Here is a 21,075-nt window from a genome sequence, read left to right as displayed (position 1 = left end):
AAAATAGCGGTTTATATAGATAATTAAGGATGATAGAATGAAAATCGTTTGGGATAAGATGAATAATAAGGATGAGTATAAATTTTTGCTGTGGAAAGTTGAAAAATTCGTCTTTGGGGGATTAAGAATGGACTACTTAAATAATCAAGACAATCACGGATCTTATGTTTATAGATTTTCAGAAAAAGATCTTCATCAAGTCGCTCAAATTTGGTCAATCGGCTGGGATGTTCAGACATCTACCTTATATGAATGGGATTTATCTGTCCGGAAAGATCATGGGAATTGTATTTTCCAATATACGATATCTGGAAGCGGGGAAATTGAAACAGACGGGGAGAAAATCCTTGTAGGAGCGGGACAAGCTTTTATTGCATCCATACCTAAAGCATTTAAGTACCGGCTTAATCCAATTGAGGGGAAGTGGGAATTTATTTATATCACCCTATTTGGGGATTTTGCAAAAGAGAAATGGGAGGACTTACAAAGAAAAGCAGGACACGTAATAAGGCTTCATCCTGAATCCAAACCTATCAGAAATCTAATCGATACTTTTGAAAAGGCCAAAAAGCAGGCACTAACAGATGGATTGGATGCATCGGCAGCTGCCTATGTATTTGTTTTAAATCTCATTCAATATGTAAACGAATTAGAAAAAGAATCATCTGAATGGCCAGATAGTATTGTGGCATCGACAATGTTTGTAAAAAACTACTATCATCTTGATATATCTGCAGCTAACATGGCTGAGGTATCCGGATTGTCACGGTCTCACTTCACAAGGTTATTTAAAGAAATAGTGGGTGAGACTCCGATTCATTATTTAAACACCATAAGAATACAAAAGGCGAAAGAATTATTAAAGAACTCGAAATCAAGCATGAATGATATTTCTTTACGTGTTGGATACTCAACGCCAAATTATTTCAACAAAGTGTTTCAATCCATCGCAGGGATGACACCTGCAAATTACAGAAAGAAACACCAGTATTAAGCCTGCCTGGCTATTTGGTATTTACTTTTATTGTGATAGAAGCATGCTCATAATTAATAGTAAGCGTTTTTCCTGGACTAATAAAATTCTCTAAGAGATCTTCAGCGGCTTCGATTGAAAATTTTGCGCGTTCTACCTTCTCTGTTTCAGCAACTGATAATTGCTGAATATTTTTTTCTCTAAATAAGGTAACTTCCTTTTTTAAATTTAGCAACTCGTGCTGCAATTGCTCATACAGTTCTTGAATATTCGAAATATGTGACATGCGCAGCCTCCAATTCTTATGTTGATATGGGATTATGTATGATTATAACGTATCGAGCCTCCTGGAAAATAGTATTCAATATTAGTTGACGCAGGATTGCTGTATCATGTAAGCTCTGAAAATTGGGTACCCTAAGGTATAAGATTAATGAAGGCTCTCAAAGGGAATCATTTCTCTAAGCATTTATTATTTAAACCGAAAGAGAATGACATGGATAAGTTCCAAGAAAATTAGTATAATCATCTTGCTTTAACACAATACCACATCTGGTATCAAGTCTATGAAGTACCTTTCACAAAAAAGGGAATAGAAAATCAGCTCGACATTTTGGCAGAAGAAATTGAAATTTCGTCACAAGCAGGAACAAGTAAAGGGAAAAAAGCCTAGAAGATCGATTAAAGGTTTATGGAGGCTGGCAAAATTCACAACATATTAAAACTGCTCAAATTGAATATCTTGAAAATCATGCCCTTTCGTTAGTAGCTGACATTGTTTATCAAAACATACGTCCAGATAACAGCAAATATAGTTATAAAATTCGTTACTCGACCGTCCTTAAACTTTTGGAAAATGATCTCCCTCTATTTACTAAGGTTAAAATTGAACCTACGGGAATATTGAAGAGTTCCAATTTCAACCTGCTTATGCAGAAAACAGGGCATTATCCTTTATACATTATTGGCTGTATTTAATGGAAACAGCAGCTGTAAATGCGAACAAATTCCATGAACCTTTAGCTAATGGATTTAAGATTCAAAATAACGATGACTCAAAAATCCACTCGATTGAACTATTTAATAATTAGCTTGCAGCATCTGCAAATGAGAGTATGAAAAGTGCCTACTATCCAAAAACTATTAAAGTGCAAGAAAATGGTGAAGATGCAATTAAAGTATCAGCAGACATTGTAATTGAGGGGATTTCAGAAGATGGTAAACAACTCTGCTCGGAATTTCATTACATGTGGACTCTTGAAAATAACTTGGATGAACGGTTTGCCCGATTAAAAGAGTTGAAGATCGATAAAAAATGATTTGTTTAGGATTTTGAAAAACAGTTGGAATTTTACTTTAAGTATACTTGATGCCCATCATTTTATGTGTGAGTTATGATTTAAATAAAAGTTTTGTTTCTGAGCAAAATGCGATTTGATGTTAAAATGGGGCTGTCTAAAAAAGTTCATCCTAAAATTTAAAAATTCCGGACGAGCCTTTCAATATTCCGTGTGTTCAAGATCAATTTAGAAACAATTAGAGGAACCCCTATGATGTCAGCCCTATAAGTCCTTCAAGAAAAATCATATATGCTTGATCACTTAGTTCCTGCTAAAATGCGTTATCTAGGTCAACATAATTAAAACCATATGATTTCTAAAAAAGCAATCTTTAAAATGCACCTGATTTTTGTGGAAAAGATACAATTTTCAGAGGAGCTTATAGGATGCCAAAAGAGAGAATTACAACCAAAGATATAAAAATCTATGAACATCTAATTGAACTTCAAGAAGGCCTAAAAGATGAGTATGGAATTCAGTCCGCATATCTTGGTAAAAGGTTCGGAAAAACTACCTATGATGCCTCTGCTTATTTATCCCCCACCCTAAAAAAATTAGAGCGGTTAGGGGCTGTAGAAAAGGTTTGTCGCGGTCATTACAAACCCATTACTTTTTCTTTTTTTAATCATCGCCTGCCATTCTAATGAAAGATAGCTTAGAAAAAAATGGATTTCACCTAACAAATAATATAGTTCACAAATAGGTCTACTTAAGCTAGATTTAAAGAGCAGAATAATCCAACGCGTATAAACTCGCGTATAAACTCCATTAATTATTTAGAAAAATGAAAATGAAGACAATTTTTATGTCATGCACACCATAAACACATAATCGAGTAATCATTTAGCACATTAAAAAGATTTTCAATTTTGCAGAGGAGCTGGGAAGATGCACAATGAAAGGATACATAAAATAATAAGCGAAAAGGTAAAGAGCCAGATTCCTGAACTTAAGAAGCAATTTTTGAAGCATAAAGACAGGGAATATGGTCGTTTTCAAAACCAGGAAGAAGATTTAATACAGTGGAGAGAAGAATTAATTGAACTCTATGCCAAAACCATTCAGCTTGATAGACAAGAGGCTATCCAATTGGTGATTAACTGGGGGAAGAAGGTATCTGACTTTCTAGTTAACATCCAAATGCCATTAGATGAAGCAATTGATGAAATACGATATTATCGAGATCAAATTGGCCAGATTATTTGCGAAAGTGCAACGCACGAAGAAATCTCATATCGTGAGTTTTACCAGCTGATTTCAGCATTCGACTTTTCTGTCGACCACGCCATTCAAATAGTATGCATCACTTATATGGAAAATAACTTAAAAAAAATGCAAAAAGCACAGATGGAAATTGAAGAACTAACTGTACCAATCATCCGGCTCTCATCTAAGATAGGCGTCATTCCTTTAATTGGTGAATTAGACTCTGATCGAGCTCTTAAACTGATGGAAGAAGCACTAAAGCAGAGCTCTAAAAATGGGTTTACTCATTTAATCATCGATCTTTCAGGGGTACCCGTCGTAGATACAGCAGTAGCAAGCCAGATCTATAAAGTACTGGAAGGTTTAAAACTAGTGGGCGTTATTCCTAAACTATCGGGAGTCCGTCCAGAAATTGCTCATACGATGGTGAACCTCGGAATCAACTTCAAAGATAACCCGTCCTATTCAGACTTAAGTCTTGCCCTGGAGAAAATTGGTTTCATCCATAAATAATATCTGAAAACCCCATCATTATTCAAAGCTAAATAAAGCAAACAAAGTAAGGCAACTATCTAAAACAAATCAAATTCATTTGAATGTATGAACCATTTGTTTTATTACGCCTTAAATTTCCAGATTTTTTATATCCTTTTCTCTAATAAAATATTTTTCTAGACCGATATAATTATTAGTTGAATAGAGAGACAGAGAATAACCATCTTTATTTGGGCGCTTGGATGGTTTGGAGTCAGTAGCGCAACCGGCTAATTAAACAGTTTGTTTAATTGGCTTTTTTTGTCTCTAAATTTATCAATTAACTAATTGAGGTGTAGTGTATGGACAAGAGTAAATTTAAAGGGCATTTTCTAATGCTGATTTTTAGTTCTGGGACTGTTTTTCTCTCGATATTGGTACATGGATTGCATCGTTTTACTGATTTTCTAAATGATTATCTGGTTATGAGAGGAAGCATCCATCTCCCCCGTCCTCTGGATGTTACGCTAATGATTCTATTCATTCTTCCGGTTCTCTTACTAGCAGCATCTATCGCCTTTTTTATAAAGCGAAAAGATCATCGGCTTCTCCCATGGCTCCTTACTCTTTGCCTTACCTTCTCGTCCGTTTCCATTATTGCTGGGGGAAAAGGGCTGGTAGAATATCACTTTTCAATCTTTATGGTGATCGCTCTAATTGCCTATTTTGATTCCATAAAAATGATTCTATTGAGTACTATAATCTTTGCGGTACAGCATTTGGCGGGATATTTTCTATTCCCTCAACTGCTGTGTGGAACCAGTAATTATTCTTTTTCTCTGCTGCTTATACACGCTATTTTTTTACTATTCACTAGTGGAGCTACAATTGTACTTTTGCTTCATAAACATAATATGAAAATAAGCTTATCAGAAGATAAAGAAAAAAGTGAGAGAGAAACAGAAGAATTGCTTACTACATTAACAATGATGTCTCACGAAATGCTTAACGTCTCATCCGAAATTAAAGGAACATCCAAAGAGACAAGTATTGCTTCTGAGCTAATAGGCAGTAGTGTAAATGATCGTGCAAATAAAGCTGAACAGCAGTTAATCCTTGCTAAATCAAGTATGGCAAGCTTGCAGGGAATGAATGACAAAGTCAGTGAACTAAATAAACGTACAACCGAAGTATCTGAGACTTCCCATGCAGCTTCTGGTTTTATAGGCACAGGTCATCAGAAAATGGCAGAACTTCACCTTCAATTTGATCATATAAATCATAACGTATCAGGGTTGGAAACAAGTATTTATGCGTTTAAACAGCAACTACAAGAAGTCGCACGATTTATCGGCGTCATTAATGGGATAACTGATCAAACAAACCTCCTTGCATTGAATGCATCAATTGAAGCAGCTAGAGCTGGGGAATTTGGGAAAGGTTTTGCCGTTGTAGCAGAAGAAGTTCGGAAGCTTGCTTTACAATCTGACTTGTCTGCGAAAGAAATTGTGCGCGTTGTGTCAGAGATACAAAAAGAAATGATTTCAATCCAAAAACAAGTAGAAGTTTCACTAGCAGACGTTAAAAAAGGGGCAATACTTGTGGATGATTCAAACCAGGTGTTCGATACAATTTTTTCTACAAACAGCCAGGTCAATGAGCTCCTTGGTCTATATAAGGAAAGTATTTCGGGATTAACAGACTCAAATTTAAAAGTACAACAGGCTTTCGAATCTATGCTATTTGATTCTCATGAATCTCTTACTTCCAGCCGAAGAATCCATGCATCCACAAATGAACAGACCGTATTAATGGGATCGTTAATGAGCCAATCTGATCATCTTGAAGTACGCTCTAAGAAAATTACGGATTTAGTAAATAGTCTTAATCAGCAAAAAATCCATGAATGATTTGGAAAGGCATTTGAATGTCAAAGGATAATTATAAAATTTTTTACTAATTCTGTGTTAAATAGCTATGTTTAAAATTGCCAAAAAAAATAAACGCTTGGGTAGGACCCAGGCGTTTGCAATCCTGATTCAGCTCTTTTCTTTTCAATTAAAGCATCCGATAATAGCAATTGAATTAGAACTCATTATTTTTCCCAAAGCTCAACCAGTCGACCTTCAGGATCTTCAATCCAGATAAACTTTCCAAATTCACTAATCTCTTTTTTCTTTGCAAAAGGTACACTCATATGTTCAAGATGCTTAATCGTCTCCTCTAGATTATGCACTTGGAAATTTAACATCACTTGCTGTTCTGTTGGGAAATAACTGTCATTATCTGCAAAGAAAGAAAAGATCGTTTCATTTTCTAATTGGGGTTTAATCACAGTCCCATTCCAATTCTCTATTTCTATCTTCAGCACTTCGCTATACCATTTTTTCACAACTTCAAGATTCTTAGTTCTCCAAAATATTCCTCCGAAACCTTTTATCATCTTATCTAACTCCTGTCAGTTCATCAATTTTTGTTATTTTCTTTCTCGCCAATGCTACTTTGTTAATAGAGCAAAAATTTATTTATTTTATTCTACCACAATCCCAAAAATCATTGATTTATGTGATTGTGGAGATTATACAACAAAATGAATTTCGATTTTGTATCATATGTTCCCTTTACAGGAAATTGAGCATTCGACTTTAAGGATGTCTTGCAGCATGCTGTAATTAGCTTCACTGGTTTCATGATATTGAAACCAAGCTAAATCATAATCCTCAATATTTCATTGCTGCAAAATGCGGTAGCTGAAGCAACTTAAAAATAACAATAAAACAGGGCTCAAAAAAATAGCTGTTTTACCAGTTTAGATGAGTATTAAGAGAATTTATTATGTTTGCTCATTTGATCATTTTCAAAATTCAAGGAACGCTAGGATTAAAACCCTATTAAATACAAATTTTAGAAATCTTATAAAAGGGGCTAGTTTAGAGTTGACAATACATACTACCATGTAATTTTCAGTTAAAAAAATCCACACATGAATCAGGGAAACCGTCCACTCTCCTACTAAATTTCCACATATTCTAAAAAGGAGAAAACTCAGAGGGGTGAAAAATTGAAAAAAGAGTGGTTTAATAAAGAAGCTAGAGCTCTGGTTGGTCAACAAGTGGAGGTTGTTACAACCAATGGGAGTTATACAGGGACCCTTCTATCCGTAGGAAGCAACTTTATCATTATGAGAACACGGATTAGAGGACAATTGGTTAGGCTTTTAATCAGGATTGCGTTAATCATAGCTTTATTCCGATTAATAGGCGGCGGCACAGGGGGCGGGTTGTTCGGACGGCCATCTTCACGAGCTGATCTCAACACGCAAAATAGTTTTGACTATGATCAAGAGCTTTAATGCTGCAACCATTTTTCAAGTGACTTTAGAAAAACAAGGCTAATAGATACTAGCAATATTTTTCTCCTTTAGCCGGTCTTCCGATCATGAAGAAGACTCGGCTGTTTTTATACATATTTTATATGCGAAACCACTCGAAATTCCTCTAAAGAACTTGCTTCAATAACATTTACGAAATAATTTCCTTTATTGCTAATATGACAGGTTTCCTGCTCATACCTACACGTTGTCATCCACTAAATAAGAAAGCCCAGCAATTATACTTAAACCTATTGGATGCATGAACACTGAAAGTACTTCTTATCTAAATATGCTACGACTAAAAAAGAACCCATTTTCAGATGGATTCCTCTCACAGAAATAATGCACAACGATGCTTAAAATTTAAATTTTTTTAGTTCCTCTTGAAGTTCGCTAGACAAGAAACCCAATGATGCAGCAGAAGCAGAGACCTCTTGCATGACAGCCAGTTGTTCTTCTGCCGCAGCCGCAACATTTTGTGAGTTTTCTGATGCAAGATCGGCTATTTCAGCAAATGAATTTACGGATTCGTTTACTTTTTGAGTGGATGCAGACACCTGTTCTGTCGAAGAAGAGACTTCTTCTGACTTTTCAGTTACTTGTTGGATCGAAAGAAGAATATTTTGAAATGCATGGCCCGCTTCAGCTATGATGTTTGTTCCGGTTCCAACCTCCATTGTCCCTTGATACATAGAGTCTACAGCTGCTTTTATGTCATTTTGAATCTGATGGATCAATTTTGATATTTGGTCAGCTGAAAGTTTGGATTGCTCCGCCAGCTTGCGTACCTCATCCGCCACTACGGCAAATCCCCTGCCGTGTTCGCCTGCTCGAGCAGCTTCGATTGCAGCGTTTAAAGCTAATAAATTGGTCTGGTCTGAAATTCCTGTAATCACTTGAACGATTTTTCCGATTTCCTTCGATTGTTCACCAAGATTAGTAACAAGATCAGATGAAGTGCCGACTGATGCTTCAATGGATTTCATTTGAATGACAGCCTTTTGGACTAATTGATTCCCTTCACTAGCTTGATTTTCCGTATTTAAAGTAACTTGAGCAACATCTGCTGAAGATGCAGCAATCCGCTGAATATCTGTTGAGATATCTCCCATCACGATTACGGACGTTTTTGCATTCTTAGAAGATGTATCCGCTCCTTGTGCGATTTCTTGAATGGAAGTTGTGACCTGTTCAGCAGAAGAAGTGGACTGTTCTGCCGAAGCAGAAAGCTGCTGGGAAGAGGCAGCCACTTGATCAGATGTGTCCCCAACTCTTTTTAACAGCATTTTAATATTTGCAGCCATTGTATTCGAAGCATGAACCAGCCGGCCGATTTCATCCTTGGACCTTACTTTTAATGAATCCCCGAGGAAATCCCCTTTTGCAAGGGTTTCTAAACGGGTAACCACAGATAAAATAGACTTTGAAATATAATTCGCACTCCACAAAGCCACTGCAATGGCCATGCAGATGGCAAAAACGGATACAAAGATGATGATTGATTCAGATTGGGAAGCAGCAGTCTCGATCCCCTTCGCTTGACGCTTTACATGGCCATTCTGGATATCCACTACCTTAAGCCAAGCATCAATGGCTTGTTGACTATACGGAAGACACTTTTCTTCCATTAGAAGGATGGCACCCTCCGCATCGCCGGTGTCATAAAGGGGGATGATTTCATCTTTAACTACGTTTTCCCATTTACCAGTTTTAACGTAGGCGTCTTTTAACGCAGACTCCACTTCCTTTGAGATTCGACCTGAACTAATCGCATCTTGGAGAACTTTTTGAGTTTCAGTAGCTTTATCTGTCTCTGATAAAAAGCGCTGCTTGAACGTTTCCTGATTAAAAAGGATATAGTCCCGAGCAAGTTTGGCTCGATTTGCCACACTGAATGTCATGGAATTGGCGGACTCTAAAAAGGTCATGTCATTGGATGTTATGTCTTTAACATCTTCGGACATAGAACGGATCGTAACTAAACTGTAAACAGCCAGCACGGATAAAATCAGCAAAATAATCCCAAAACTTAATAAAAGTTTCGCTTTTATACTTTTCATGCTTTTCCCCTTTTTCAAACAAATTTTGGAAGCATATCAAATAAGACTATATACCTTATATCGACACCGTTTTAGATAGTTATATAGACTCATTAAAATAAATAGTTTTGAAAAAGTGGACTAGATCATAATGCGAGAATATACGTTATTACAATAAACCTGTTCATTATTTCAAATATCGCTTATATCAGCAATAAATTTGAGAAATGGGATATGAACAGTTATCCAAGAAAACCAGTGTATGTAAAACCATTTTTATGAATATTAAAATCCCATCAATCAATAATAAAAAGATAACTTCAACTTTGAAAGGAGAAGCTTTATGAAAAAATTATTGTTGATGGGAACTATTTTGTTGTTTCCTCTGAACATGCAGGCTGAAACAACTAGTGCCTACACTAAACCGCCGGTAAACTGTATTAGCCAATCTGAGGTACAGTTCGAAAATACATTCAGGAGACTTTGGATTGATCATGTATTGTGGACAAGTAATTATATTACAAGTGCAACAACATCTGGAGCGAAGGATCAAAAACAGGTACTGATTAGGCTTTTGAAAAATCAGGAGGATATTGGCAATGCTATAAAACCATTATACGGAGAGAAAGCTGGGAATAAACTGAAGGATTTGCTTAAGGAGCATATTGTTATGGCTGGAAAGATCGTAGATGCGGCTAAAAGCGGAAATGAAGCCTCGGTGAAACAGCTAAACAAAGAATGGTATAGAAATGCTGATGACATAGCAGCTTTCCTCAGCGGTGCCAACCCTTCTTTTAAAATGGAAGATCTAAAAAATTTGTTGTATATGCATCTGAAATTCGTGACAAATGATTTATCAGCAAGTTTGGCAAAAGATTGGAACGCAAGAATCGTTTCAATTGACGAAGGGATCACACATATAATCCTAATGGCAGATACGATCTCTGCGGAAGTTGTAAAGCAGTTTCCAGATCAGTTTAAAAAAGAATCTTAAGAATCTTCCAGGAGTATGGTCAAGTAGATTTTAGAGGTAAATCTACAATAACTAAAAAAGAATGCCGAACATTTACTGCTTAATTCAATCAACACATTGTTCAGTTTCACTAAAATGGAAACCATTAAAGGACCTGATTCGGGACAGGAGACCGGTCCTTTTAAGTAAAAAGTTAATCTCTCCCCAAATGAAATAGAGCTGATCCAATTATGAAAAGAAGATAACCAGCACAAATACTTAATATCAAAAACGGAAAAGCCCTGCAGCTTTCCTGAAGCACTTGCTATAAAGAAATAACGAAACCTTGCAAAAGCAGCGAAAACAAGTAATTGGTTGCTACTTCACTATTTTAAAGATAAAAACGAACTGCTAACTGTAGTCCTTTCATCGATTTCAGCAAAGATAATACATATGTTAGACAATACTGAAATGGTAAAAAATCATTCTCAAACGTTGTTAAGTGTCTTTATCAAATGATGAAAAATCCGGAAGTTAGTCCCTGCATGAAGTTGTGCCTCGAATTAATTGCAATTGCTTACAAAATCCCTTCTATCCCATAGCAAGAGAGATTTGTGACAGTTTTTATGAGTTTTACAAGAAGTTCATAATAGTCGGTGAAGGAGAAACGAATGAACAGGCGGCTGCCTTGGCCATAGCAATTGTGGAAGGAAGTACTCTTATTGAGTCACTGGACTTCTACCCCGTAATTCTGGAAGGAATTGAAAAAATTACATGATCCTACAATGCGGCAGTCGGCTAATTTTAGTATACAAAATAGGACTTCTTTTAAAAGTACGCTAAGCTTGGGAATGTACCGCATTGAGAGATTAGAGGGAGGTTACAAATGGAGGAGCAGGCTGTTTTATTTCATTCATTGGACGGTGAAAAAATTTACTTCAAACCGCTCAGGATCGATGATGTTCAAGAGATGCATCATTATGCGTCCGATCAAGACGTTTCACGATTTATCGGCTGGAATTTGATGAATACTTTGGAGGAAACTTCTGAGCACATTGAAACCATGTTAAAACGTGAGTCGGAAGGTACTCATTTATATTCCTCCATTGTTGAAAAATCAACACAAAAAATGATTGGGACAGCCATGATTTTCAATTTTGACCGTGATGCAAACCATGCTGAAATTGGTTATGTATTGCATAAAAATCATTGGGGTAAAGGATTTGGCACAGAGGCTGTTGCATTAATGAGTGAATTTGCATTCAAATCCCTTAAGCTTCATAAACTCCATGCCAGAGTCGTGCATGCAAATGTTGGGTCTGGACGGATACTTGAGAAGAACCGGTATGAGTTAGAAGGACAATCAAAAGACCACTATTTTATAGAGGGTATGTACTATGATGCATTGCTTTTCGGCAAAATTACTAATCTAGACACTTCGCTTTAAAATACTCAAATACATAAAAGACCGTTTTCCTGCTGTTACCCCCTTCTTTGCCAGATTGGTCCCGGAATATAGAAGGATGATTGACGGCTATTCTTGAAACTGCAGGCGAGATCGAAGTGCTTATTATAGCCTTAAGCTGTAAGGATCTCCAAATTGATCAAGCAATCAAAATGAACATGGGGGACAAAATTGGATAAAGAGATAGAAAAAATAATCGTTAAATCATTTATCACCAAAAGGCTCCAAGATAGAGTTTTGTTCGAATTGTCTTCAGCGAAGAAACGCAAAGATGCTCTTAATCGTTTCTGTCATTCTTATCGGACCACTCTTCGTGAAGAGTATATGTTTGAGATTCCAAAAACAAACTCAACTCCCGCGGAAATAGCCAAGTTATTAAAACAGAATGGTGCTGGAGACTCGTGTTATGTGATTTCATGGGACGAAGAAATTGATGGCAAGGAACTGCTATTATTAACTGCCTTAGAACACACTGTTGGAATGGGGATGCCGTCAATCATTTCCTGTATACCAAATAAACTTGCTTATTTTGAAGCTGAACTAGAAGTCCTTCCTTCACCAAGATTCTTACTAAAAAGAGATCACATGTAATGGTATGCAAAATAGGACTTCAATTTCCAAGTCCTATTCTTTATTATTCTGCCTTTCTAACGGTGACCTAAGCGTCAGAGGGTAATGGTGATCACTGACGTTTTTTCAAATGCAAATTACCTTTGTTAAACAAAACCAATCCATTAAACCGCTCATACAGGGCGTATAGAGGATATAGCAGACCCATAAACACAATAAAAGACGGGATTTTTTCAATAACAGGTATTACGTCATACAGCAAAGAGGTTACTATTCCGGTTAGGTAAATAAATAATGGAATGATGGCAATCACCCCGATTAAAAGAAAAGGGGTTACTTTTGTTTCTTTTAATTTGGCTTTGCAGCGCGGTCACTTCATGGTAAAAGGGGATGAAAAATCCTCAAAGTCATCGAGGGTTATGGGTTCTTGAAAATTTGGGCAAGGTATAGAGGTTCTCATACAAATCTCCTAAAATTGAATTTACTTAAGTATAATTGGGATGAACCCATTGCGTAAATAGAGTTTAACAGGAGTGCCTATCTAAAAAGAAAGGTCCGGATCCTGAAACAATGAAGGATATTAGCAGGCCATCATCGAATGTTGATAATAATTCGATTGAAGAGGATGATCTGGATGCAGATATTATTGATTCGTCACGGGGAATCGGAAGACGACTTTTTAGAGCAGAATGATAATGGTTCAACGGATCTGCCTTTAACCCCAAACGGGCTGCTGCAATCAGAGAAAATGGCGCAGCGGGTTTCTAAAGAATTCCCTCCCGATTTTGTTTGGAGCAGCACGTTAAAAAGAGCCAGCGGCACGGCAGACGTTTTATCAAAGACGATCGGCTGTCCGGTTCATTACATAGATCAATTAATCGAACAGCAGGATTCAGAGAGTAACCACGAATTTAGGATGCGGGCAGAATCCGTTCTTTCTTATATTAGAGAAAACAGTAAAGCATACTCTACCATTGCCGTCATCACCCATGGTGGAATGATAACGAAAATAATGGAAAGTTTTCTTCATTTACCGATTGAAAACAACAATTGGTTTCATACGAACAATACAGGTATTCATTTCTTGGATTATTACAAGGAAATGCAAATAATAAAATTTGCTAATAGTACAAGTCACTTAGATTGACAATTATGACTGCATTTTGCTGAAAAATGATGAAGCAAGAGAGGTGTAGATTTATGACAGACAGGAACACAAATCCTAAGGTTGATGAATTTTTAAGTAAGGCCAAAAACTGGCGGGAAGAATTTGAGAAGCTCAGAGAAATCGTTCTTGGCTGCGAGCTGAATGAAGATTTCAAGTGGATGAATCCCTGTTACACACTAGATGGGAAAAACATCGTTTTAATCCATGGATTCAAGCAGTATTGCGCCCTTCTGTTCCATAAAGGCGCCCTACTGAAAGATACTCATGGAATCCTGGTCCAGCAAACGGAAAATGTGCAGGCAGCGCGTCAAATCCGATTTACCAATCTTCAGGAAATCGCTGATATGGAAGCCCTCCTAAAAGAATATATTCATGAAGCGATTGAAGTAGAAAAAGCCGGTCTGGAAGTGAAATTAAAAGAGAAGACTGAATACACGGTTCCAGAGGAATTCCAGCATAAGTTGGATGAGCTTCCTCCTTTAAAAACGGCATTTGAAGCACTGACACCTGGACGGCAAAGAGCCTATCTTCTTTATTTTGCTGCTCCCAAACAATCCAAAACCCGGGTAGCACGGATTGAAAAGTATATGCCTCAAATCTTGGATGGAAAGGGATTAAAAGATTGTACGTGCGGACAATCTCAAAAGATGCCGTACTGTGACGGCTCGCATAAATTCGTTCGATAGAGATCAAACGGATGGTTCATTCAAACGATAAACAAAAGCTAAAATTGATAATTTCGAAACGCTAATCCAGTTACCTCGTATGGCTTTATAAGAAAGTAATAATGTTGATTAAAAGAAATACGATGTCTTCCCCACTCAGATATGATCTCTAAATGGGAAGTGTCAATTTCAAAATGAAGGGAAGAGCCGGTATAAAAAAAACACCAGCCAAAGCATTAAAAAGGGTAGAACAGGACATTGAAAAGAATGATTTTGGGAAAGCAAGGGATCGATTGCATGGACTCCTGCACTCTTATCCTGATGAATTAGAGCTTCGAACTAGGCTAGGGGATATTTATTATGCGTTAAGACATCCTTCAATGGCTGGCCGATATTGGTATTTCGAGAAAAACAAGACCCCCGAAATGGTAAAAGCCTGTCTGTTATTTGAGAAACAAATGGGGCATGACCCTTTGAACATATCGAGAGCCCTAAAATTCAAAGGAGATCATGAAACGTTAAAAAATTTGCACCTAGAACCAGTAATTTCCGTTGCTCAAAAGAAGGTAAAAGAGAAATTAGAAGAAGAACAATATCCTGAAGATGAATGGAAGGAAAAATTCTTTACGATTGGTTGTATAACCATTTTCATCTTTATTATTTCTTTAGTTGCTATTGGTATTTATACAGTTTTTACCTGGATATTCTAGTTTTATATTCCTTGCGCGCTGTTCGAGTTTATCCACTGTTCATTTTCAGGCATGGTTCCAAGTTCAGCAAAAACTGTAATCAAAGGAGCATAACATGGAAACTTTCACAAACTATTTAGCAGGCATCGATAACCCCGCCCACCGCAGCCGAACAGAGGAAATACTGACGTGGGTCGCAACTAAATATCCAAAATTGGAGCGGCAGATCAAATGGAATACCCCCATGTTTACGGATCACGGCACATTCATTCTCGGCATCTCCACAGCGAAGCATCATTTAAGCGTTTCACCTGAAGAAGCGGGGATTGCGCACTTTGCAGATGACATTGCACAAGCCGGCTACAGCTCTACAAAAGGTTTGTTTCGCATTCCTTGGAATGAGCCGGTAAATTACGAATTGCTTGAGAAAATGATTAAATTTAATATCGAGGATAAGGCGGACTATACGAATTTTTTCCGGAAATGAGCTCTCAAAATCTCTTCAGCATAAAGTGTTTTATCCACAAACTAAGGGTGGTGACTGGCACCGCCCTTATATTTCAAATCCAGTTCGATCGGCTTCTGTAATTTCCCGAATGACCTTACACGGGACACCAGCTGCTATGACATTTGCCGGAATGCTTTTTGTAACCACACTACCCGATCCAATGATTGTATTTTCTCCAATGGTTACACCTTGATTAATATGAACGCCTGCACCAATCCACACGTTATCCCCAATACTTACAGGCTTGGCATAACATCCTCCCGCTGCTCTTTCCTTTGGATCTATTGCATGATTCGAGGTATAAATTCCAACTCTAGGTCCAAACAAAACATTGTCTCCTATATGGATCTCTGCCCCGTCCAGCATGACGCAATCGAAATTAGCGTAAAAATGATCCCCTATCGAAATATTAAACCCGAATTCACATCTGAAATTCGGTTCTAAATGAACGCCTTTCCCCATGCTTTTCACAAGCTTTTTTAAAAGCTCTTCTCTTTCATGCTGGGGTTTGCTAAAGCTATGATTATATTCATTTGTAAGGAACACCGCATTTTCTCTTGCTTTAATTAATTCCGGGGTTAAATCGTTATACATTTGACCTGTTAAAATGAAATTTTTCTGTTCTTCTAAATTCATTGGAAATCCTCCAGATAAACGATAAGATTATGTTCTTTCTAGTACACATTATCATAAGGATATCCTACAAAAAACTACGTCCTCTAAGAATTTTTTTGATGATGATTGATTAGAGCATACAAAAACCCGGTGCAGCATTCACCGGGTTTTTGCCTATTTTTTAATCAGGTCCTCTTTTTTGATTGGGATTTTCAGTTCCATCTCTTTATAGAGGACCGGGTTTACATTCGGGCTTGATAAGTACAAGTCGTTTCTAAGCCCAGTATTAAACTCTGCTACTTTGTCACTCTCATTGCTGTTGATGTTTTCGAATAAATTTTGATCCATTAATAGATTTTTACCACTATTCGATTCCTTTCCTATGGTGAGATGAAAAAATCTGGCTCTCAGCTCAGGAAGATCGCCTTTTACTTTATAATAAATCTTCAACCTTTTCTTATCCTTAGATTCCTCAATTTTATTTACCACAATAGCCTTATTGTTCTGCGGGAAGGTCATTGGGAGCGGATCTGTAATCCTTTTTATTGTAATCTGTCCTTGATTGGGGTTGTTTTCAGCATCATTATATGAGAAGGGCTGCACCAGGATATAAGATGGAATACCATCTGTGGGTGTATATTTTCCGGTGGCGCGCAGAATAAATTTTCCATTCTTCTCTTCTCCTGAAAAATCACTATTACCAAAAGCAGAAATCAGATTTTCTTTATCATCCAAGAGTCTATAATTAGCTCCTCCAAACGCACCTCTCCCTTTATCTTCCTTTAATACAGAAACTTCCGTTACGGAAGGCGCCAGGATGATCTGGTGCACACTAAGTTTGGTTGAATTTTTTGTCAAACTCACTTTGGGCTTAACGTTATAGACCTCTCCTTTTTGGTCTATCGGAATTGAAAATTCCCATCTCCCTTTTGTCCCTCTTTCCTTACCAGATAAGAGGTTTTGATTCGAGAAAAATTGCACCTTCACATCGAATTTTTTCGGCAGCTTCTCTTTTATAAAGTAGCTTGTCACACCCTTGAAAGAATGTGTTTCCTGTTTATAGGGATTTATTTGTGATTGTGCTGAATCGGAAAAATCAGAAGCGTTGATAGCCTTCCCATTCACTGTAATCTTCGGATTATGAACTGGCCCGACGAATTTTGTTTTCGATTGAACCTCATAGCCGATTGCCATTCTGTATCCGTCGAACATGATCTCTTTAATGGACACTTTGATCCCGTTGCTCTCTGAAGTCTTGTTCACCTGTTGTGGATTATTTTTTTTGCTCCAAGCCACCAACCCCGGATCATTCGATTGGCTTAATAAGGTTGCCTGCTTCGAAATTCCCGCTTCAATCTGATCTTTTATAGGCATTTGCATGATAAGGATAAACAAAATGGTGGCAGCTGCAATAGTGGACAAAATTACAGCAGGAATCCCGCCCCTGCGCTTCTGACCTGTGTTTGGTTTCTCTCTAATTCTTCTCATAACGGCAAGCTGATCCACCATCTCAAATTTCATGGAGCCCATTTCCGTTTGATCCATCAATTCTTTAAATCGGTTTTCTTTAGCCATAAAATAGTTCCTCCTCTTTAATGAGGGGTGCGAGCTTTTTCCGTGCCCGGTCGAGCCTGGTTCTCACTGTACTTTCTGGTATATCGAGTACTTCTGCAATTTCCGCAGCACTCAGTTCCTGATAATAATAGAACATAATGACCTCTCTGTATTTGACCGGGAGCTTGAAAATGCACGCCTTCAGCCATTCTGAAAGCTCTCCATCCATAAGTGCTGTCTCTGTCTGGTTCTCATTATGGAGAGATTCTTTCATTTGATGGACAGGGAAAACCCTTCTCACATAAGCACTTCTTAAATGGTCTTTGCATTTATTAGCGGTGATCCGGTAAAGCCACGTTTTTATAGAGGCCTCTCCATTAAAGGATGAGAGATTCAGATAAACTGACACAAATGTACTCTGAACCAAATCCTTTGCTGTCTCCTGATTCTTCACATAAGAATAAGCCAATTTTAAAAGCTCGGTACCATAATCCTCCATGATTTGCTTAAAATAGTCCTCACGCTCATCAGGATGGTTAACCTTTGACTGGATGGAAATCTTTTTGCCGGCATTCATTGGTTTCCCCCTTTCATTCATTAGACGGAGAGAAGCAGAGGGGTTTCTCATTTTTTGTAAACTTTTTTGCCTGCATAGCAAAATAAGCAGAGGATTCTGCCTGTCTCTGCTTATTTTTAGCCCTCCAGCCCGTTTTTCCGTAACAAGATCAAGACATTCTGATTCTAATTGACGATCCATTTTTCAGCTCTGCGAAAGGCCTTCCTGTATACCTCTATATTCTCAATAAGGGCTCCACCTATTTTTTCCAATCCCTCTTCCCTTTCATATTTTACCAGATTATAATAGTTGATTATGATGTCATTTTGTTTATTTTGGAGGAGCCTATATGCCTAAAGTGGAAATGGATCACGTTCAATTACACTATGAAGTCCGCGGTGAGGGACCGCCTGTTGTATTCCTTCACGGACTGGGTGCCAGCTGGAGAATGTGGGAGCCGCAAATTGACGCCTTTTCCTGCAAGTACCAAATGATTATGGTGGATTTAAGAGGCCACGGGGAATCTACAAAGTCGTTCCCTGACAATGAGTTCTCTGCACGGGTGATGGCAGAGGATCTTAAAATGCTATTGGATGAACTTCATCTCCCGAAAATCCATTTGGTGGGGTTATCCTATGGATCGGTCACAGCCCAGCTGTTTGCACTAAAATATCCCCATTACATAAATAAATTGGTCCTGTCGAACGGATACAGCGAGTTTCCCTCTAAAGTGTCCGGATGGGTATTGAAGCTATCAAACGCCATCTTTAAGAAGCTGTCCTATGAAACGATTATTAACCAGATGATGAAGGTTTATGGAAAAGATGAATATACAAAAAGCGTGCTGCGGAACTCATTCACCTTTGACAAAGACATGTTTATCCTGGCGAAAAATTCAGAGTTCCCTTACCATACGGACCAGCTGCACCGCATCACCTCACCGACACTTGTGATGGGCGGTGAAAAGAAAGTGATGGGCGTCGATGAAAAGAAAGGCTCCCAAAACTTGTTCGCCCATATTCCGGATGCCGTGCTCTTGTTGTTTAAAGACGCCTTCGATCCGCTGAGCACGATGAGGAAGGATTTGTTTAATGAAATGGTCCTCGATTTCCTGGAGGGCAAAGAGTTTAAGAGCCATGACGGGGTGACGGTTTACCGGAAAGAACCAGTGAACATCTAGAACATTTATAAAATGCTGCTGCGATTGTAAAAGGAAAAGCAGGAGATGATGGCGGCTCTTAGTTGAAGGCACGTCAAAAGATAGTCACGTTCAATTAAAACAAAGGGGAGTGAAAATCAATGTTTGATTTTCACTCCCCTTTTTAAACGGTCTCGGATCTACCGGGTCGGTTTCCATGGCAGGCTGATTGTGTTTCTCCATTGTTTTTCAAATAAAAACTTGCCACTAAATAAAGGCTACCTCACTGGAAGGACATATTCCCTGACTTTTGATTATCAATCATTTTTGATTTTTGGCAGCTGATTTCCATTACTTTCTGATAAACTAAACATAACACGATTTACCTATTCGTTGAACAGGAGGATACCGCTATTATCGATCTGATTGGATTTTTACTGTTTTGCCTTCTCTTTATTACTACCATTTTACTAATCATTTTGTTTTTAATTAAACTCGTTCTTTCCATCATCAAGAAGAAGCCCTTCCCCAAAAAATGGCTTGGTGCCGCTTTGACAGGCTTCGTATTAGTAGCCGGGTTTTTTCTGTATCAGACCTATTTCTTCACCTTTAACAAGATTGATCGGCAGAATACGCAAAAAGGACCCGGACCTATATCATCCCCTTCAGAGAAATACACAGCGAATGCTTTTTATGAACTCTATGGAGGTGCCGCAGGAGGAGTGAACGTATGGGTTGAAATTACAGAGAATAATGAGGCAGGCAATATCAAAACCATTTATTATAGTGATGCAAAAGATGATTTTTCTATGAAATGGCTCGATGAAGATACCCTCTATATCCTGAATGACAACCCCGAGTATCCCGATTCGGACCGGAGTATTAAATTAAATGTAGACAACGAAATTTATGATGAAAACGGACGGGCTTGTCAGAGCTTGCTGATGAATGATGAGTTTGAGAGGTGTTATCAGGATTGACGGGTTGTTTTTAAAAGATTGGCTCTGTTAAAGCTCAATTTTGAAAAAAAGATAAAATTGAGGAAATTCCGATAGAAAAGGAGTTCCCTCTTAAAATTTATTTGAATAGAGAAGAAATCCAAGAATCATCGGATGTTTTAAGCAATTTGAGGACATTTTCTGTAACGTTTGTATAATCTTCTTCTGTTCTTGCGTTTTTATAATCAAACCATTTTCCGTCATCCTCTGAAGATATTGCACCCAATCTATACCGTTCATCCATATGATGGGCATTAACTTTGTTTGGAGGAATCTTTTCTCCCCCATATATTATTGTTCCTTCTTTGGAGCACGTAGCTAACTCGATAACAAATGAGCCACCCCATTTGTTGAATTGAAATGTAATCAAATCAATATTATTTTCATTTATTCTTCTAAAATGTGGAAGGGAACCTTTAAAACCTTGTTCTCTTAAAATTGGTATTACTAGCTGTTTTAAGGCAGTTTCCATCGTTTTTCTTTCAATAGACGCCATTTGATTACTCCTTCTATTTATAAAAGTTAGATTGCAAATTTAGATAGACGGAGAGTATCGTAAGAATCAGTCATATCAGAAACTGCGATGTCTAAATGTTGATGAAGGAACTATCCCAACAGATCAGCTTAAGGAAAACTTATATGATGACTTTCTGAATGAATTGCTGATTTTTTATTGACCTTTCTATTCAGTTAATGTAATCAGTAGTGCTTATATAATAAAGCTTGTAAACCTTGCTTAAATGGCTGAAACAGATGTCGCTGCTCATACTGAGTGACTGTTGAAAAAAGAGT

The 21,075-nt window shown here is 37.7% G+C and carries 22 protein-coding genes and 1 riboswitch; of the genes, 15 read left to right on the top strand and 7 right to left on the bottom strand.

Translation table 11 applies throughout. From position 1 onward, the window contains the following. The first annotated feature begins 37 nt into the window (after positions 1 to 37). On the top strand, positions 38 to 994 hold the full coding sequence (locus tag AS29_RS10810) for an AraC family transcriptional regulator (protein WP_051860587.1): 957 nt from the start codon (positions 38 to 40) through the stop codon (positions 992 to 994). A 10-nt stretch (positions 995 to 1,004) separates the two neighbouring features. On the opposite strand, the gene AS29_RS10805 is transcribed toward AS29_RS10810, so the two are convergent. Then, positions 1,005 to 1,259, bottom strand: a complete 255-nt coding sequence (locus tag AS29_RS10805; protein ID WP_035405763.1) for a hypothetical protein — start codon at positions 1,257 to 1,259, stop codon at positions 1,005 to 1,007. Positions 1,260 to 2,088: 829 nt separating this feature from the next. On the opposite strand from AS29_RS10805, the gene AS29_RS21760 reads away from it, so the two are divergent. From AS29_RS21760 to AS29_RS10785, 4 genes are all read left to right on the top strand, one after another. After that, a complete protein-coding gene (locus AS29_RS21760) occupies positions 2,089 to 2,292 on the top strand; it encodes a hypothetical protein (RefSeq protein ID WP_231889925.1) in 204 nt (67 codons plus the stop codon). A gap of 407 nt (positions 2,293 to 2,699) precedes the next feature. Then, positions 2,700 to 2,957: a hypothetical protein gene (locus tag AS29_RS10795; protein ID WP_051860586.1), complete on the top strand. Its 258-nt coding sequence runs from the start codon at positions 2,700 to 2,702 to the stop codon at positions 2,955 to 2,957. A gap of 244 nt (positions 2,958 to 3,201) precedes the next feature. Continuing rightward, positions 3,202 to 4,032: an STAS domain-containing protein gene (locus AS29_RS10790; protein ID WP_035405762.1), complete on the top strand. Its 831-nt coding sequence runs from the start codon at positions 3,202 to 3,204 to the stop codon at positions 4,030 to 4,032. Positions 4,033 to 4,212: 180 nt separating this feature from the next. Next, positions 4,213 to 4,294: riboswitch (cyclic di-GMP riboswitch) on the top strand. A 61-nt stretch (positions 4,295 to 4,355) separates the two neighbouring features. Then, a complete protein-coding gene (locus tag AS29_RS10785) occupies positions 4,356 to 5,903 on the top strand; it encodes a methyl-accepting chemotaxis protein (RefSeq protein WP_035405760.1) in 1,548 nt (515 codons plus the stop codon). A 185-nt stretch (positions 5,904 to 6,088) separates the two neighbouring features. On the opposite strand, the gene AS29_RS10780 is transcribed toward AS29_RS10785, so the two are convergent. After that, entirely contained in the window at positions 6,089 to 6,436 is a 348-nt protein-coding gene (locus tag AS29_RS10780; protein ID WP_035405758.1) for a VOC family protein, read from the bottom strand. Positions 6,437 to 7,054: 618 nt separating this feature from the next. Here AS29_RS10780 and AS29_RS10775 point away from each other — a divergent pair. Then, the gene (locus tag AS29_RS10775; protein WP_035405756.1) at positions 7,055 to 7,345 is read left to right on the top strand and encodes a hypothetical protein; all 291 of its coding nucleotides are present in this window, start codon (positions 7,055 to 7,057) and stop codon (positions 7,343 to 7,345) included. 377 nt (positions 7,346 to 7,722) lie between these two features. On the opposite strand, the gene AS29_RS10770 is transcribed toward AS29_RS10775, so the two are convergent. Further along, the gene (locus tag AS29_RS10770; protein WP_051860585.1) at positions 7,723 to 9,426 is read right to left on the bottom strand and encodes a methyl-accepting chemotaxis protein; all 1,704 of its coding nucleotides are present in this window, start codon (positions 9,424 to 9,426) and stop codon (positions 7,723 to 7,725) included. 322 nt (positions 9,427 to 9,748) lie between these two features. On the opposite strand from AS29_RS10770, the gene AS29_RS10765 reads away from it, so the two are divergent. The 7 genes from AS29_RS10765 to AS29_RS10735 all read left to right on the top strand — a co-directional run bounded on the left by AS29_RS10765 (position 9,749) and on the right by AS29_RS10735 (position 15,401). Next, positions 9,749 to 10,399, top strand: coding sequence for a hypothetical protein (locus AS29_RS10765; protein WP_035405754.1), 651 nt, complete (start codon positions 9,749 to 9,751; stop codon positions 10,397 to 10,399). 844 nt (positions 10,400 to 11,243) lie between these two features. After that, positions 11,244 to 11,804, top strand: a complete 561-nt coding sequence (locus AS29_RS10760) for a GNAT family N-acetyltransferase (protein ID WP_035405752.1) — start codon at positions 11,244 to 11,246, stop codon at positions 11,802 to 11,804. A gap of 189 nt (positions 11,805 to 11,993) precedes the next feature. Next, on the top strand, positions 11,994 to 12,413 hold the full coding sequence (locus AS29_RS10755) for a hypothetical protein (RefSeq protein ID WP_035405751.1): 420 nt from the start codon (positions 11,994 to 11,996) through the stop codon (positions 12,411 to 12,413). Positions 12,414 to 13,026: 613 nt separating this feature from the next. Beyond that, the gene (locus AS29_RS10750) at positions 13,027 to 13,539 is read left to right on the top strand and encodes a histidine phosphatase family protein (RefSeq protein WP_066099038.1); all 513 of its coding nucleotides are present in this window, start codon (positions 13,027 to 13,029) and stop codon (positions 13,537 to 13,539) included. A gap of 53 nt (positions 13,540 to 13,592) precedes the next feature. Continuing rightward, the gene (locus tag AS29_RS10745; RefSeq protein ID WP_082883816.1) at positions 13,593 to 14,246 is read left to right on the top strand and encodes a DUF1801 domain-containing protein; all 654 of its coding nucleotides are present in this window, start codon (positions 13,593 to 13,595) and stop codon (positions 14,244 to 14,246) included. Between the two features lie 173 nt (positions 14,247 to 14,419). Next, positions 14,420 to 14,935, top strand: a complete 516-nt coding sequence (locus tag AS29_RS10740; RefSeq protein WP_035405746.1) for a DUF6584 family protein — start codon at positions 14,420 to 14,422, stop codon at positions 14,933 to 14,935. A 94-nt stretch (positions 14,936 to 15,029) separates the two neighbouring features. Then, positions 15,030 to 15,401 (top strand): iron chaperone, encoded by a 372-nt coding sequence (locus tag AS29_RS10735; protein WP_035405744.1) that lies wholly within the window; start codon positions 15,030 to 15,032, stop codon positions 15,399 to 15,401. A 66-nt stretch (positions 15,402 to 15,467) separates the two neighbouring features. Here the strand turns inward: AS29_RS10735 and AS29_RS10730 are convergent, their stop codons facing one another. The 3 genes from AS29_RS10730 to AS29_RS10720 all read right to left on the bottom strand — a co-directional run bounded on the left by AS29_RS10730 (position 15,468) and on the right by AS29_RS10720 (position 18,168). Next, complete coding sequence (locus tag AS29_RS10730) at positions 15,468 to 16,058, bottom strand: sugar O-acetyltransferase (protein WP_035405742.1); 591 nt, start codon at positions 16,056 to 16,058, stop codon at positions 15,468 to 15,470. A gap of 153 nt (positions 16,059 to 16,211) precedes the next feature. Further along, the gene (locus AS29_RS10725) at positions 16,212 to 17,612 is read right to left on the bottom strand and encodes a DUF4179 domain-containing protein (RefSeq protein WP_035405739.1); all 1,401 of its coding nucleotides are present in this window, start codon (positions 17,610 to 17,612) and stop codon (positions 16,212 to 16,214) included. Beyond that, on the bottom strand, positions 17,605 to 18,168 hold the full coding sequence (locus AS29_RS10720; RefSeq protein WP_066099036.1) for a sigma-70 family RNA polymerase sigma factor: 564 nt from the start codon (positions 18,166 to 18,168) through the stop codon (positions 17,605 to 17,607). Before AS29_RS10720 ends, AS29_RS10725 begins: the two co-directional genes overlap by 8 nt. A 328-nt stretch (positions 18,169 to 18,496) precedes the next feature. On the opposite strand from AS29_RS10720, the gene AS29_RS10715 reads away from it, so the two are divergent. Together AS29_RS10715 and AS29_RS10710 are read left to right on the top strand one after the other, a co-directional pair. Beyond that, positions 18,497 to 19,327 (top strand): alpha/beta fold hydrolase, encoded by an 831-nt coding sequence (locus tag AS29_RS10715; RefSeq protein ID WP_035405737.1) that lies wholly within the window; start codon positions 18,497 to 18,499, stop codon positions 19,325 to 19,327. Between the two features lie 437 nt (positions 19,328 to 19,764). Next, the gene (locus tag AS29_RS10710) at positions 19,765 to 20,265 is read left to right on the top strand and encodes a DUF5412 family protein (RefSeq protein WP_331712025.1); all 501 of its coding nucleotides are present in this window, start codon (positions 19,765 to 19,767) and stop codon (positions 20,263 to 20,265) included. Positions 20,266 to 20,362: 97 nt separating this feature from the next. Here AS29_RS10710 and AS29_RS10705 read toward each other — a convergent pair whose 3' ends face one another. Further along, positions 20,363 to 20,779: a DUF4304 domain-containing protein gene (locus AS29_RS10705; RefSeq protein WP_035405733.1), complete on the bottom strand. Its 417-nt coding sequence runs from the start codon at positions 20,777 to 20,779 to the stop codon at positions 20,363 to 20,365. Positions 20,780 to 21,075: the final 296 nt, after the last annotated feature.

Source organism: Bacillus sp. SJS, assembly GCF_000732485.2.
GTDB classification, from domain to species: Bacteria; Bacillota; Bacilli; order Bacillales; family Bacillaceae; genus Metabacillus_B; species Metabacillus_B sediminis.
The sequence above is the reverse complement of the archived record's forward strand: the minus strand, read 5'-3'. Positions and strand labels throughout refer to the sequence as shown.